Raw genomic sequence first — 13409 nt, forward strand, 5'->3', positions numbered from 1 at the left:
AGCACCGCATCGGTCGGACCGATATTCGGTCCAGGCTCGAATTGTGAGCCAATGTGGCGGTATGTCGAAGTCTTCCCTCCCCCTTGTGGGGAGGGATGAAGGGTGGGGGTTATTGCCATGAAACCCTTCGCCGCCCTCCTCGACGCCCTTGTTCTCACGCCATCGCGCAACGCCAAGCTCCGGCTGATCGTCGATTACATAGCCGCGACCCCCGATCCCGATCGCGGCTATGCGATCGCCGCCATCACCCGCGATCTCGACATTCCCTCGGTCAAGCCGGCGATGATCCGCGCGCTGGTCGAGGCGCGGGTCGATCCGGTCCTGTTCGGCTATTCCTACGATTTCGTCGGCGACCTGGCCGAGACGGTGTCCCTGATCTGGCCGGCTGAGGAAGAGCGCCCGTCACCCTCCCCCTTGAGGGGAGGGTCGACGCGCAGCGTCGGGGTGGGGGTAAGCGATGGTGAAGAACCCCCACCCGGTTCGGCTCACTTGCGCGATCCTCACCGACCTCCCCTCAAGGGGGAGGTGAAGAATGCGGACCTCCCCCTCGCCACCATCGTCGAAACCCTCCAAATCTCCTCCCGCTCGGACGGGCCGCGGCTGGTCGAGCGCTGGCTCGACGCGCTCGATCCGCCCGGCCGTTACGCGCTGCTGAAGCTGATCACCGGCGGCATGCGCATCGGCGTTTCGTCGAGGCTGGTCAAGCAGGCGCTGGCCGATTTCGGCGGCAAGGACGTCACCGAGATCGAGGAACTCTGGCACGGGCTCGCCATCCCCTATACGAACCTGTTCGCATGGCTCGAAGGGAAAGCGCCCAAGCCCGAAAGCGCCGCCGCCGCGCCGTTCCGGCCCGTCATGTTGGCCAACCCGGCCGATACCGAAGACCTCGCCCGCTACGATCCGGCCGACTATTGCGCCGAATGGAAATGGGACGGCATCCGCGTGCAGGTGACCGCCGAAAAGGGCGTCGCGCGCATCTATTCGCGCACCGGCGACGACATTTCCCGCTCTTTTCCCGATCTTCTTGCCGCGATGGATTTCGAAGGCTCAATCGACGGCGAACTGCTGGTCGGTCATTTCGAGGATGGTGCGATCCGCGCCGGCACGTTCGGCGATCTCCAGCAGCGCCTCAACCGAAAGACCGTCTCGGCCAAACAGCAGGCGAAATTCCCGGCCTTCGTGCGCGCTTACGATCTTCTGCAGGAGGGCGGGGACGATTTGCGGCCGCTGCCGTTCGAGACCCGCCGCGCCCGGCTTGAAGCCTTTGTCGCGACGTTGCCGGCCGACCGGTTCGACCTGTCGCCGCTCGTGCCGTTCAAGACCTGGGAGGAGGTCGCGGCAAAGCGCAACGCGCCGCCGGCCCCGATCATCGAGGGATTGATGCTCAAGCGCCGGGACAGCACCTACGTCCCCGGCCGGCCGAAGGGGCCATGGTTCAAGTTCAAGCGCGATCCGTTCCTGATCGATGCGGTGCTGATGTATGCGCAGCGCGGCCACGGCAAGCGGTCGAGCTTTTATTCCGACTATACGTTCGGCGTCTGGACCGGCGAAGCCGACGACCCCGCGCTCGTGCCGGTCGGCAAGGCCTATTTCGGCTTCACCGACGAGGAACTCAAACAGATCGACAAGTTCGTGCGCGACAACACGGTTGAGCGTTTCGGCCCGGTGCGGTCGGTGCGCGCCGAGCCCGATCACGGGCTGGTGCTGGAAGTCGCATTCGAGGGGTTGAACCGCTCGACACGCCACAAATCCGGCGTCGCCATGCGTTTTCCGCGCATCTCGCGCCTCAGATGGGACAAGCCGCCCTTCGAGGCCGACCGGCTCGAAACGCTTAAAGCGATGCTCGACTGACGCCCTTGCGGTTGCCGCATTTGCCGCTTAGGTCCGCTCTCGAACAACGGAGCACGGGCGCATGAACACACGTCAGCTTCTCGGCGACACGGTCGGTCGCACCGTCATCAAGCTGGTGGTGGTGTCGCTGCTCGTCGGCGCGGTGATGAATGTCTTCGGCCTCGCGCCGCTCGACATCTGGTGGGGCCTGCGCGACTTCGCCGTCAATCTGTGGCAAAGCGGCTGGGCGGCGCTCGGCCGTTTCGGCGACTGGCTGATCCTCGGCGCCAGCATCGTCATTCCGCTCTTTATCCTCGCGCGGCTTTTGAGCTACCGGTCGGAACGCTGAACGAAAACTCGTCGGCGACATGGTGCAGCAGCGCATGCCGGCGTGCCAGCGCGTCGACATCGCGCGAATAGCCGCCGCCGATCACGCCACATACGGGAATGCCGCGCATGCGGAAATGGCTGATCACCATCCGTTCGCGCCGCTCGATGCCATGGTTCGTCAGCGCCAGCCGGCCCAGCCGGTCCTCGCCATGCACGTCGACGCCGGCATTGTAGAAGACGATATCGGGTGACGGAGCACGGACCCGCAGTTCCTCGAGCACCAGCGCCAGCGTTTTGAGATAGGCTGAATCGCCGACTCCGTCCGGCAGGCCGAGGTCGAAGTCGGAGGCCTTCTTGCGCACCGGATAGTTTTTCTCGGCATGGATCGATGCGGTGAAGACGCGTGCGTCGGCGGCGAAGATCTCCGCCGTGCCGTCGCCCTGGTGAACGTCGAGATCGAGCACCAGCGCGCTGGAAATCTCGCCGTCGGCAAGCAGCAGCCGCGCGGCAACCGCGACATCGTTGAACGTGCAGAAGCCGGCGCCCTGGGCATGGCGGGCATGATGGCTGCCGCCCGCCGTGTTGCAGGCAATGCCGTGTTCCAGCGCCAACCGCGCGGCCAGTACCGTGCCGGTCGTTGCGCATTGCGCGCGCAGCGAGGTGCGTTTCGTCACCTCGAAACCGATCTCGCGTTCGATCGCGCGCGGCACGTCGAACGCATAGACCTGATCCACGTAAGTGTCGTCATGGGCCAGCTTGACCCAGTCGCGCGGCGCCGGCGCGGGCACGATGAAGGTGCCGGGCGCGGCCAGCCCGTCCTCGATGAGCACTTCGGCCAGCCGCGCATATTTGCCCATCGGAAACCGGTGCTCGGGATCGAACAGCGCGTCATAGGCGGGATTGTGCAGGATCGGCAGCGGCATTGTCCCGCAGGTAAGCATCGCATGGCCGAAGTCAAACTGTCGGCAGCCTTGTCACCGATACAATTGTCGGCTTGTCCGGCAGCATCCCATCGGGCAGGGCATGGCAATGTCCGCACTTGATCCGGCCCGGAGCAAAGACGCCTCGGAATTCGAGGTCACAAATCGCATGGTGTTCGCCATCGCCGTGCCGATGACGCTCGCCTATCTGACGACGCCACTGCTCGGCATTGTCGACACGGCGGTGGTCGGCCAGTTCGGCGACGCAGCGCTCATCGGCGGCCTGGCGATCGGCGCCATCCTGTTCGATGTCGTCTTCATCATGTTCAATTTTCTGCGCATGGGCACGACCGGTCTCGTCGCCCAGGCGGTCGGGCGCGGCGACGCAACCGAGCAGCAGGCCGTCTTCTGGCGCGCGGTGCTGATCGCAATCGTCGGCGGGCTGCTTCTGCTGCCGCTCGCGCCGGTCATCCGCGACGTCGGCCTGTGGTTCATGGCGCCGGGCGATGCAGTGGCCGAGGCAACGCGCACCTATGTGACGATCCGCTTCCTCGCCGCGCCGTTCACTTTGGTCAACTATGCGGTCCTTGGCCTGCTGCTGGGACAGGCGCGGGCCGTCGCGGCGCTGATCGTTCAGTCGCTGATCAACGGCATCAACATCGTTCTGTCGATCGCGCTCGGCCTCTGGCTGGAATGGAACGTTGCCGGCGTCGCCTGGGCGACCGTGATCGGCGAGAGCATCGTCGCCATCGGCGCCCTCGTCTGGCTGTGGCGCGGCTTCGACAGGCGCCATGCCCCGTCCCGGGCGCGTATCCTCGACCGGCCGTCCTTCCTCGCGCTGATCGTCCTCAACCGCGACATCATGATCCGCTCCTTCGCCCTGGTCGCCAGTTTCGCGCTGTTCACGCGCATCGGCGCGCAGTTCGGCGCGGTCACGCTGGCGGCCAACGCAATCCTGATGAATTTCTTCTTCATCGCCGGTTACTATCTGGACGGTTTCGCCGTTGCCGCCGAACAGCTGGTCGGGCGCGCCGTCGGCGGCCGCCATCCGAAGCCGTTCTGGCGCGCTGTCCGGCTGACGGCGTTTTGGGGGTTCGTGCTGGCCGGCTTCACGACGCTGGTCGTGCTGGTGGCCGGCAACTGGTTCATCGAGATCATGACCACGGCCCAAGAGGTGCGGGCCGAGGCGCGCATCTTCCTTGTCTGGGCGGCCTTTACCGCCATCGCCGGCGTCCTCGCCTTCCAGATGGACGGCGTCTATATCGGCGCGACATGGTCGGTCGACATGCGCAACATGATGCTGCTGTCGCTGGCCGTCTTCATCGCCGCCGGCTACGGGCTGACGCCGGTCTTCGGCAATCACGGTCTGTGGTTCGCGCTCAACCTGTTTCTGGGCCTGCGCGGGTTGACGCTGCTGGCGATCCTGCCGTCGCGCGCGCGGCGCGTCTTCGGCTGAACCTATTGCGGCGGGATCGGTTTCGACGCCCAGTCCTCGACCTTGAGATCGCGCAGATCGCCGATCCGGTCGGCGCCGCGCGCGTCGAGTGCGTCCGAAAGGCCTGCGCAGATGCGCCCGGCGATCGTCGGACCGCGATAGATCATGCCCGTATAGAGCTGCACCAGATCGGCGCCCGCCTCGATCTTGGCGAGCGCCGTTTCCGCGCTGTCGACACCGCCCACGCCGATCAGGGCGAGATCCGGCCCGGCGCGCTGGCGCGCTTTGGCCAGCACGATGGTCGAGCGCTCGAACAGGGGCGCGCCGGACAACCCGCCCGCCTCGCCCGGATCGTCGGAAATCCCGGCCCGCGACAGGGTCGTGTTGGAGACGATCATCCCGTCGATCGCCTTGTCGAGCACCTCGGCGACGATGTCGTCGAGATCGGCCTCGGTGATGTCCGGTGCGATCTTCAAAAGGACCGGCACGCGCCGGCCCGTCTCCTCGATCTGCCTCATGCGCGCTTCGCCGACGCGCGCCAGAAGATCGGCTAGCGCGCCGCGCGTCTGCAGATCGCGCAGTCCCGGCGTGTTGGGCGAGGAGATGTTGACCGTGAAATAGGCGGCGAGCGTGTAGAACCGCTCGAGCCCGGCCACATAGTCGGCGGCCTTGTCGTCGGTATCCTTGTTGGCGCCGATATTGACGCCGACGATCCCCGTATCGTGCCGCGCATCGAGCCGGTGCCAGGCGGCCTCGTGACCGTCATTGTTGAAGCCCAGCCGGTTGATGACTGCGCGGTCCCCGGTCAGCCGGAAGATGCGCGGTTTGGAGTTGCCCGGCTGGGCGCGCGGCGTCACCGTGCCGATCTCGGTAAAGCCGAAACCGAGCCTGAGAAGCGCGTCGGGCACCTCGGCATTCTTGTCGAACCCGGCGGCGACGCCGAGCGGATTGGGAAAGGCGACGCCCGCCATCGCAACGGCCAAACGCGGATCGGCATCGGCGGGGCGTGCGGGCAGCGATCCCGACTTCAGCCCCTTGATCGCCAGCCCGTGCGCCGTCTCCGGGTCGAAGCGGAACATCAGCCAGCGGCCGAGCCGGTCGGTCAGGCGATCGCGCATCACGCGTCCATTGGCGGGAAGATGTGCGCGCCGTCATCGCCCAGCGGCAGCGGTCGCACCCAGGCGACATGGGTCAGGTCGAGCGGCGCGTAAAGATGCGGAAACAGCGCCCCGCCGCGCGAGACGTCATGTCTGAGAGCCGCGCCCAGCGCTTCGGCGCGCACCGCGACCAGAAGGAGATCGTTTTGCCCGGCAAAGTGCTTGGCGGCGGTCTCCCGCGCCTGGTCGGCGGTCGAGAAATGAATGTAGCCGTCCGCCAGATCGATCGGCGCGCCGGCAAAGACACCATCGGCCTCGGCTTTGGCCCATTGCGCCCGCGTCGCGATCTTGTAGATGAGCGTGCCCATGCCGACCCTTTAGACCGGTCGCCGTGCCGGCGGAAGACCGGCTTGCGTTCCGCCGCGCCTTGTCCACCGGCCATCACAAATTCCGCGCAATGTCGTGGGAAACAAAGCGGCAAAGGGACATGCCGGCCGCGCACCGGCCAAGGAGGAACAGATGAGAGCAATGATCATCGGCGGCAGCCTTGCCGCCCTGACCGTCATGGCGGGCCCGGTGGCCGCCGACGCGGGCCGCTATGTGATGGAACCGACAGAGGACGGTTTCGTGCGCATGGACACCGAGACCGGCGAGATGTCGGTCTGCGCGCTGGAAGGCGACGAAGTCGTCTGCCGGCTGGGCGCCGACGAGCGCGCCGCCTTCTTCGATGCGCTGGACGCTCTCGAAGCGCGGGTCGCGGTACTTGAGCGGCGGCTCAATTCCGGCGCCGGATCGGCGATCGAGCGCGACGGCCTGCCCGATCCCGAGGAGTTCGAGCGCGGTCTTGGCTATATGGAAGAGTTCATGCGCCGCTTCATGGGCATCGTGGAGGAATTCGAGGGCGCACCCGACCGGACCTGACGCGATCAGTTCTCCGGCGGGGCGGCCAGCACCTGTTCGATGATTGCAAGCACTGCCGCGCTGTCGGACAGCGGCATCGCCGGATGGGCGGTCTCACCGCGGGCGATGGCCGCCTGCACGGCGGCGGCCTGGAAGTTCAGCCCGCGCGAGGGACGGGCGAAATCCATGACCGTACGGCCGGGCATGGGCAAACGCCGCGCCAGCTTCTCGCCCCATCCGCGCGGGTCCGGCGTGGTCTCGAGCGGCCTGTCCCACAGCGTCAGCGACGGCCCCGACAGAAAATGCCGGTCGATCCGCAGCGTGCCCGTCTCGCCATAAACGATGAAATCGTTGCGCCCCTCCGCGGCCGGGTCCTCCACGAAACCGACCTTGGCGGTGAACGGCACGCTGCCGCAGGTCAGCGCCACCTCCGCCGCCCGGTCGACGCCGGTCGGCGCGGCCTGCCAGCGTCCTCGCTCAAACGCGGGCGCCCCGAACAGGAACGTTGCAAGCGACAGCGGATAGACGCCCAGATCGTGCAGCACCCCGCCGCCGCGCGCCGGATCGAACAGGCGGTGCTCCGGATCGAACGGGCGGTGGAACAAGAGGCTGGCTTCGGCACGGCGCACGGTGCCGATCGCCCCATCGTCGATCAGCGCCTTGGCGCGCTGCACGGCCGGCAGGAACCGCGTCCAAAGCGCCTCCATGGCGAACACGCCGGCCTTCTGCGCGGCGTCCTCGATGGTGCGCGCCTTGTCCGAAGTCATCGCCACCGGCTTTTCGATCAGCACCGGCTTGCCCGCCGCGATGGCCCGAAGCGCCTGCGCGCAATGTTCGGTATGGGGCGAGGCGATATAGACCGCATCGACGGCGGGATCGGCGAGAAACGCGTCCAGGTCGGCATGCGCCGATGCGAACCCGTGCTTGGCTGAAAAGGCCTGCGCGGTCTCCATCGACCGCGAGCACACCGCTGCGCGGCGCGCGCCCGGCACATGGTCGAGATCGGCGGCGAACTGCGCCGCAATGGTGCCGGTCGCCCAGATGCCCCAGCCAAAGCCTTCCCGTTTGGTGTCGTCGGTCTGTCCCGCCATGATCCGCCCGCCTGATTGGCCTATCGTGGCGCCAGTGTGCGGCAAACCGATCAACAATTCCCCAACGCCGTCGGCCCGCAAAAAAGCGGTTGGGCTCGTCTGGACAGCATCGTATTTGGTGCTATAACCCGCGCGTTCTGAGCGGGCCTCCGGCCCGGCCGATCCTGTGATCGCGAACGCCCGTGCCCGGGTAGCTCAGGGGTAGAGCAGCGGATTGAAAATCCGCGTGTCGGTGGTTCAAATCCGCCCCCGGGCACCATTTCTTCACCAGTCAGGAACCGTCCCGAAGTCCGTAACGGGCCGCGATCGTGCCGTGCTTGCCGCCGGCGCGTTAACCATTTGTCAACCATAAGCTTGAGCGCCGTCGCCAGAGCCGGCACTGTATGACCGGCAGTGGGCATCGGGACGGTTCGCATGGCGGGGAACATCATCAGCCTGGATCGGGCGCGGCAGGACCGCGCAGCGACCCTCTCGCACGCGGTCTCGGTGGACGAGTTTGCCATCAAGGTTGCCTGCGCGCGCGATCCGATGTTCTGGGTCCGGGTCAAGCGGCCGCTGGGCGGCGATGTTCACGTCACCGATTTCCAGCGCGGCGCGCAAAGCCGCGCGGCTCTGGCCGATGGACTGATCGCGGCCCTTCAAGCCGCCGGTATCGCATTGCCCCGGCGCCTGCGCTTTTCCGACATCGCGCCCATAGGCGCATCCGATCCGCGGTTCCACGGCCGGCTCGCCGAAGCGATCGAGGATGTTCGGATCGCCGCCGATGCGGTCGCCCGCCGCCACGGGGCCGCCCTCCGCGGCCTCGACACCCGCCCAAGGGGCGGCAAGGTGGACGCCGAGGCCCTGTTCGCCGCCCACTGATGCCGCGCAGTCCGGCGCTTCAATCCGTCCCGGCACGCATCCGGTCAAGGTCGGCGACGGTATCGACATCGGCCAGCATGCCCGGCGGAGCCGCGACAAGACGGTCGGGCGGCAGGTCCGCAAGCAGCAAGGCCGCGCCGCGATCGCCCGACAGTTTCGTGAGCGCGTCGATCCGTGTGCCGCCGAAACAGGCGGGCGGCATTGCGCGCGTGCCGTCGGTCGCCGCCGATGGGCTGTCATCGGTGCAGCGGTTCAGCACCGCGCCCATCAGTGCGGCGTTCACCAGCGGCATGTCCGCCAGCACGACGAGCAGCCGTGTCGCGCCCAGTTGCATGGCGTGCCGGGCGCCGAGCGCCAGGCTCGCCGATTGCGGTGCGTCGGGCTCTTGGATCGTCAGCACGTCGAAATCCTCGAACAGCGCGGCGACCGCAGGGTCGGCGACCACGACCAGCCGGTGATCGAGCGGAACGGCAGCCATGGTTTCCGCCGCATGGGCGCCCAGCGGCCTGCCCCGGAACGATGCCAGGAGCTTGTTTTCGGTGCCGAACCGCGCCGACCGCCCGGCCGCCAGGACAAGGCCGCATCGGCTCATACGGCGGCTTTGGCGACGGCCAGCACCTCGGCGAGAACCGAGACGGCGAGCGTGCGCGCATCGCGCGCCGAAGGCACCAGCCCGATCGGCCCGTGCAGGCGCTCGCGTGCCTCCGCCGCAACGCCCATCGCCTCGAGTTCGGCCAGGCGCGCATCGCGCGCCCGCTTGCTGCCCTGCGCGCCGATATAGAACGCATCGGTTTCGAGCGCGCTCTCAAGGATCGGCGGTTCCCAGTCGTGATCGTGAAAGAACAGGACCACCGACGACCAGCCGTCCGGCGAAACCCCCGATGGCATGCTCTTGGAGACCAGATGATGCGTGGCGCACCCCGCCGCGCGGCCCGCTTCGAGCGTTTCCTCGTCGGGCGACAGCAAAAGGTTGGGATAGCCTGCGGACTGGACCAGTCCGGCGAATGTGCTGGCTTCGGGCCCCTTGCCGAAGATGAAGAACTGCAGTTCGGGCTCGAACGTGATCGCGAACCGGCCCTTTTCGGACGCAATCGCATCCTCTTGCTCTTCGATCTGCCCGGTCTGGCGGTCGATGACGAGCGTTGCGGGCCGGCGCGCGTCGAGCGTTTCGATCATTCTCGCGAGCGCCTCCTTGTCGGGCCGCGGCACCAGCAGGATTTCAAGCCCGCCGCCGCAGGGAAGCTGGATGTCGATATAGGGCGAACCGCGTCCGTAGAGCACGGTCTTGGGCGTCCCGGTGTCGAGCGTTTCGGCGGCATGGAGCGCCAGATCGGATTCGATGCAGCCCGACGACAGCGTGCCGATACGCATGTCGTCCGCCAGGAACGCCATCACCGCGCCGACCGGGCGGTAGGAGGGGCCTTCGGTGCGGGTGATGACCGCCAGAACGCCGTCCTCTTGCGCCGTCGCCAGTGCGGCCAGCGGCGCGCGGTTGGGCCCGAAATCGAGCGGCGGGACGGTTTGTGCGCGTGTCAGCATGATGCTGGCGATTGTATCGCTTTGCCATCGGGCGGCAAGGCGTTTGCGCCCTTGGCGCAATGGACAGCCGCCGGCATGCCCGCTAACTCTTGTGGTCATGATGGATGCCGCCAACACGACCGCCACGCCCGCGCCGGTCTCGATCGACGAGACGATCGCCCTTCTTGCCGGCGAGAACTATGTCTGCGGGCGCGGCCTTGCCACCGTCGCCTTCCTGTCGATGACGCTCGACAAGCCGCTCTTTCTTGAAGGCGAGGCCGGCGTCGGCAAGACCGAGATCGCCAAGGCGCTCGCCTCCGGCCTCGGCCGACGGCTGATCCGCCTGCAATGCTATGAGGGTCTCGATGCCGCGTCGGCAATCTATGAGTGGAACTTCACGGCCCAGATGGTCGCCATCCGAACCGCCGAGGCCGCCGGCAACGCCGACCGCGACCTGTTGCAGCAGGAGCTGTTCACCGGCGACTTCCTGATCCGCCGGCCGCTTCTGGAAGCGATGGAGCCGCACGCCGAGGGCCCGCCCGTCCTGCTGATCGACGAGGTCGACCGCACGGACGAACCGTTCGAGGCGTTCCTGCTCGAAGCCCTGTCGGACTATCAGGTGACGATCCCGGAACTCGGCACGATCCGCGCGGACGAGCCGCCGCTGGTGATCCTGACCTCCAACCGGACGCGCGAGGTCCATGATGCGCTCAAGCGCCGCTGCCTTTATCACTGGGTCGATTATCCGGACTTCGACCGCGAGATGGACATCCTGCGCGCCCGCGTGCCCGAAGCGACCGAAACCCTTTCGGCGGAGATCGTCGCCTTCGTCCAGGGTCTGCGCGGGGCGGACCTGTTCAAGAACCCCGGCGTCGCCGAGACCATCGACTGGGCCAAGTGCCTTGTCGCGCTCGACACGGTCGCTCTGTCGCCCGAGGTGATTTCCGACACGCTCGGGGCGATCCTCAAATATCAGGACGACATTGCCCGCATGGCCGGCTACGAGGTCACGCGCATTCTCGACGAGGCGCGGGCGAAGCTCGCCGACACCGGCAGCTGATGGCCGGGGCGCCCGCCGCCGAAAAGCCCGCCAAGGGCCGTCTGGCCGACAATATCGTTCATTTCGCCCGCGCCCTGCGTAAGGCCGGCGTGCCGGTCGGCACCAGCCAGGTCCGCGATGCGGTGCGCGCGGCGGCGGTCGCCGGCTTCTCCCGGCGCGACGATTTCTACCATTTGCTGCGCGCGACGCTGATCACCCGCGCCGAGCATCTGGACGTCTTCCACCAGGTGTTCACCATGTTCTGGCGCGATCCCGAATATCTCGAAAAGATGATCCGCCTTCTGTCGCCGATGATCCGGGGCGAGACCGAGGAGAAGAAGAAAAAGGCCGCCGAACGGCGCGCCTCCGAGGCGTTGGGCGATGCGCCCAAGGCATCTGCCGACGCGCCGGTGCGCACCGAGGTCGAGATCGACGCGCAACTGTCCTGGTCGGAAACCGAGACGCTGCGGGCGATGGATTTCGAGCAGATGAGCGCCACTGAGCTGGCGCGCGCGGCGCGCGCCATCGAGGCGATGCGGCTGCCCGTCCGCCCGGTTCGCACGCGGCGCGCGCGCCGTTCGCCGGTCGGAACCCGGCCCGATTTCCGCGCCACCATGCGCGGGTCGCTGCGCCGCGCCGGCGAGATCGAGCGGGTCGTTACCATCGTGCCGCGCGAGCGGCCGCCGGATCTTGTCGCCCTGTGCGACATTTCCGGATCGATGAGCACCTATTCGCGCATGATGATGCATTTCCTGCACGCGCTGACCTGGGCGCGGGTGCGCGACTGGCGCCATGTCCACGCCTTCACCTTCGGCACGCATCTGACCAACATCACCCGCGCGCTGCACCTCAAGGACCCCGACCGGGCGCTGGCGGCGGTCGGTCACGATGCGACGGACTGGGAGGGCGGCACGCGCATCGGCGCGGCGATCGAGAGCTTCAACCGGGACTGGTCGCGCCGCGTGCTCGGCCAGGGCGCCGTGGTTCTTTTGATCACCGACGGGCTGGAGCGCGGCGACGCCGACCTGCTCTCGGCCCAGATGGAGCGGCTGCACCTGTCGTGCCGCCAGCTCATCTGGCTGAACCCGCTCCTGCGCTATGCCGGGTTCGCGCCGCTCGCCGGCGGCATCCGCGCGATGATGCCCCATGTCGACCGGTTCCATGCCTGCCATTCGCTCGACAGCCTGGCCGATCTGACGCGCGCACTGACCGAAGGCCGGCAGGACATGCGCGCCGCGTGAGACCGCATCGAAAAAGCGCAATCCGCGACATTAGAATGAGTTGCATTCCAAATTGGGCCGCGCCATCATCGAAGGACAACAACGACAAGCATTCACCGGAGGAGCGTCATGGACATGACGGGTGAATACCAGATTGCCGCCCCGCGGGCGGCTGTCTGGCAGGCACTGAACGATCCCGACGTGCTGCGCGCATGCATTCCCGGCTGTGAAGAGCTGGAGATGACCTCCGACACGACCATGACCGCCAAGGTCGTCCAGAAGATCGGCCCCGTGAAGGCGAAGTTCGCCGGCGAGGTCGAACTGGTCAACATCATCGTCGAGGAAAGCTACACCATTCAGGGCGAAGGCAAGGGCGGCGTTGCGGGCTTTGCCAAGGGCGGCGCCGACGTGCGGCTGACCGATGGCGACGGTCACACGCTGCTGACCTATGAGGCGCAGGCAACCGTTGGCGGCAAGCTGGCCCGCCTCGGCAGCCGGCTGATCAATTCGACCGCCAAGAAGCTGGCCGACAAGTTCTTCGAGAACTTCCACGATCATTTGGGCGGCAAGGACGCCCGGGACGAAGTCGCCGGGGACGCAGAGACGGCCGAAAAGGCCTGACCGGACCCGCGTGCATCACCATGCCGGTGGCCCGGACGGGCGCGACACCGGAAAAGAGGAGGAATGGATGACCAGTGTGACGATGACCGTGAACGGCAAGGCCGCCAGCGGCGATGTGCCGGGCGAGACGCTGCTGAGCGATTTCCTGCGCGAGCATTTGCGGCTGACCGGCACCCATGTCGGCTGCGACACCAGCCAGTGCGGCGCGTGCGTCGTCCATGTGGACGGCAAGGCGGTCAAGTCGTGCACCGTGCTGGCCGCCTCGCTGGACGGTGCCGAGGTGACCACGGTCGAGGGGCTCGCCAATGGCGAACTGCACCCCATGCAGGTGGCCTTCAATGAAAATCACGGGCTGCAATGCGGCTTCTGCACGCCGGGCATGATCATGAGCGGCATCGACATGATCAACCGCTACAAGGCCGAGGGCAAGGAGCTGACCGACGACGCGATCCGGCACGAGCTGGAGGGTAATATCTGCCGCTGCACCGGCTATCACAACATCGTCCGGTCGATCAAAGACGCGGCCGCCAGCATGTGAGCATGCGGA

Annotated in this window: 15 protein-coding genes and 1 tRNA gene; 10 read left to right on the plus strand and 6 right to left on the minus strand. The window is 67.0% G+C overall.

The features are described from left to right. The first annotated feature begins 117 nt into the window (after positions 1 to 117). Both ACOQOU_RS11225 and ACOQOU_RS11230 read left to right on the plus strand, forming a co-directional pair. Entirely contained in the window at positions 118 to 1851 is a 1734-nt protein-coding gene (locus ACOQOU_RS11225) for a cisplatin damage response ATP-dependent DNA ligase (RefSeq protein WP_306026456.1), read from the plus strand. A 61-nt stretch (positions 1852 to 1912) separates the two neighbouring features. Then, the gene (locus ACOQOU_RS11230; RefSeq protein WP_306026457.1) at positions 1913 to 2179 is read left to right on the plus strand and encodes a DUF6460 domain-containing protein; all 267 of its coding nucleotides are present in this window, start codon (positions 1913 to 1915) and stop codon (positions 2177 to 2179) included. On the opposite strand, the gene ACOQOU_RS11235 is transcribed toward ACOQOU_RS11230, so the two are convergent. Then, a complete protein-coding gene (locus ACOQOU_RS11235) occupies positions 2139 to 3083 on the minus strand; it encodes a histone deacetylase (protein WP_109766882.1) in 945 nt (314 codons plus the stop codon). The genes ACOQOU_RS11230 and ACOQOU_RS11235 overlap by 41 nt on opposite strands. Before the next feature lie 106 nt (positions 3084 to 3189). Here ACOQOU_RS11235 and ACOQOU_RS11240 point away from each other — a divergent pair, with 106 nt between their 5' ends. Further along, entirely contained in the window at positions 3190 to 4536 is a 1347-nt protein-coding gene (locus ACOQOU_RS11240) for an MATE family efflux transporter (protein WP_306026458.1), read from the plus strand. A 2-nt stretch (positions 4537 to 4538) separates the two neighbouring features. Here the strand turns inward: ACOQOU_RS11240 and ACOQOU_RS11245 are convergent, their stop codons facing one another. Continuing rightward, entirely contained in the window at positions 4539 to 5633 is a 1095-nt protein-coding gene (locus ACOQOU_RS11245; protein ID WP_306026459.1) for a quinone-dependent dihydroorotate dehydrogenase, read from the minus strand. Beyond that, entirely contained in the window at positions 5633 to 5980 is a 348-nt protein-coding gene (locus tag ACOQOU_RS11250; RefSeq protein ID WP_306026460.1) for a DUF952 domain-containing protein, read from the minus strand. Before ACOQOU_RS11250 ends, ACOQOU_RS11245 begins: the two co-directional genes overlap by 1 nt. 151 nt (positions 5981 to 6131) lie before the next feature. Between ACOQOU_RS11250 and ACOQOU_RS11255 the strand changes: the two genes are divergently transcribed. Then, positions 6132 to 6533 carry a hypothetical protein gene (locus ACOQOU_RS11255; protein ID WP_109767839.1) on the plus strand — a complete coding sequence of 134 codons (402 nt, stop codon included), beginning with the start codon at positions 6132 to 6134 and terminating at the stop codon, positions 6531 to 6533. 5 nt (positions 6534 to 6538) lie between these two features. On the opposite strand, the gene ACOQOU_RS11260 is transcribed toward ACOQOU_RS11255, so the two are convergent. After that, positions 6539 to 7603: a Gfo/Idh/MocA family protein gene (locus ACOQOU_RS11260; protein ID WP_306026461.1), complete on the minus strand. Its 1065-nt coding sequence runs from the start codon at positions 7601 to 7603 to the stop codon at positions 6539 to 6541. Positions 7604 to 7787: 184 nt separating this feature from the next. Here ACOQOU_RS11260 and ACOQOU_RS11265 point away from each other — a divergent pair. Together ACOQOU_RS11265 and ACOQOU_RS11270 are read left to right on the plus strand one after the other, a co-directional pair. Continuing rightward, positions 7788 to 7862: transfer RNA gene (locus ACOQOU_RS11265), tRNA-Phe, on the plus strand. Positions 7863 to 7996: 134 nt separating this feature from the next. Beyond that, a complete protein-coding gene (locus ACOQOU_RS11270) occupies positions 7997 to 8464 on the plus strand; it encodes a hypothetical protein (RefSeq protein ID WP_306026462.1) in 468 nt (155 codons plus the stop codon). Positions 8465 to 8483: 19 nt separating this feature from the next. Here ACOQOU_RS11270 and ACOQOU_RS11275 read toward each other — a convergent pair whose 3' ends face one another. Then, entirely contained in the window at positions 8484 to 9056 is a 573-nt protein-coding gene (locus ACOQOU_RS11275) for a nucleotidyltransferase family protein (RefSeq protein WP_306026463.1), read from the minus strand. After that, positions 9053 to 10003: an XdhC family protein gene (locus tag ACOQOU_RS11280; protein WP_306026464.1), complete on the minus strand. Its 951-nt coding sequence runs from the start codon at positions 10001 to 10003 to the stop codon at positions 9053 to 9055. Before ACOQOU_RS11280 ends, ACOQOU_RS11275 begins: the two co-directional genes overlap by 4 nt. A gap of 97 nt (positions 10004 to 10100) precedes the next feature. Here ACOQOU_RS11280 and ACOQOU_RS11285 point away from each other — a divergent pair, with 97 nt between their 5' ends. The 4 genes from ACOQOU_RS11285 to ACOQOU_RS11300 all read left to right on the plus strand — a co-directional run bounded on the left by ACOQOU_RS11285 (position 10101) and on the right by ACOQOU_RS11300 (position 13400). After that, the gene (locus ACOQOU_RS11285; protein ID WP_420578717.1) at positions 10101 to 11042 is read left to right on the plus strand and encodes an AAA family ATPase; all 942 of its coding nucleotides are present in this window, start codon (positions 10101 to 10103) and stop codon (positions 11040 to 11042) included. Continuing rightward, positions 11042 to 12262 (plus strand): vWA domain-containing protein, encoded by a 1221-nt coding sequence (locus ACOQOU_RS11290; protein ID WP_306026466.1) that lies wholly within the window; start codon positions 11042 to 11044, stop codon positions 12260 to 12262. The genes ACOQOU_RS11285 and ACOQOU_RS11290 overlap by 1 nt, the downstream gene beginning before the upstream one ends. Before the next feature lie 108 nt (positions 12263 to 12370). Next, the gene (locus ACOQOU_RS11295; protein WP_109767741.1) at positions 12371 to 12862 is read left to right on the plus strand and encodes an SRPBCC family protein; all 492 of its coding nucleotides are present in this window, start codon (positions 12371 to 12373) and stop codon (positions 12860 to 12862) included. Positions 12863 to 12929: 67 nt separating this feature from the next. Continuing rightward, positions 12930 to 13400: a (2Fe-2S)-binding protein gene (locus ACOQOU_RS11300; protein ID WP_109767840.1), complete on the plus strand. Its 471-nt coding sequence runs from the start codon at positions 12930 to 12932 to the stop codon at positions 13398 to 13400. Positions 13401 to 13409 lie beyond the last annotated feature (9 nt).

This window comes from Oceaniradius stylonematis, from assembly GCF_965223445.1.
Taxonomy (GTDB): Bacteria; Pseudomonadota; Alphaproteobacteria; order Rhizobiales; family Rhizobiaceae; genus Roseitalea; species Roseitalea stylonematis.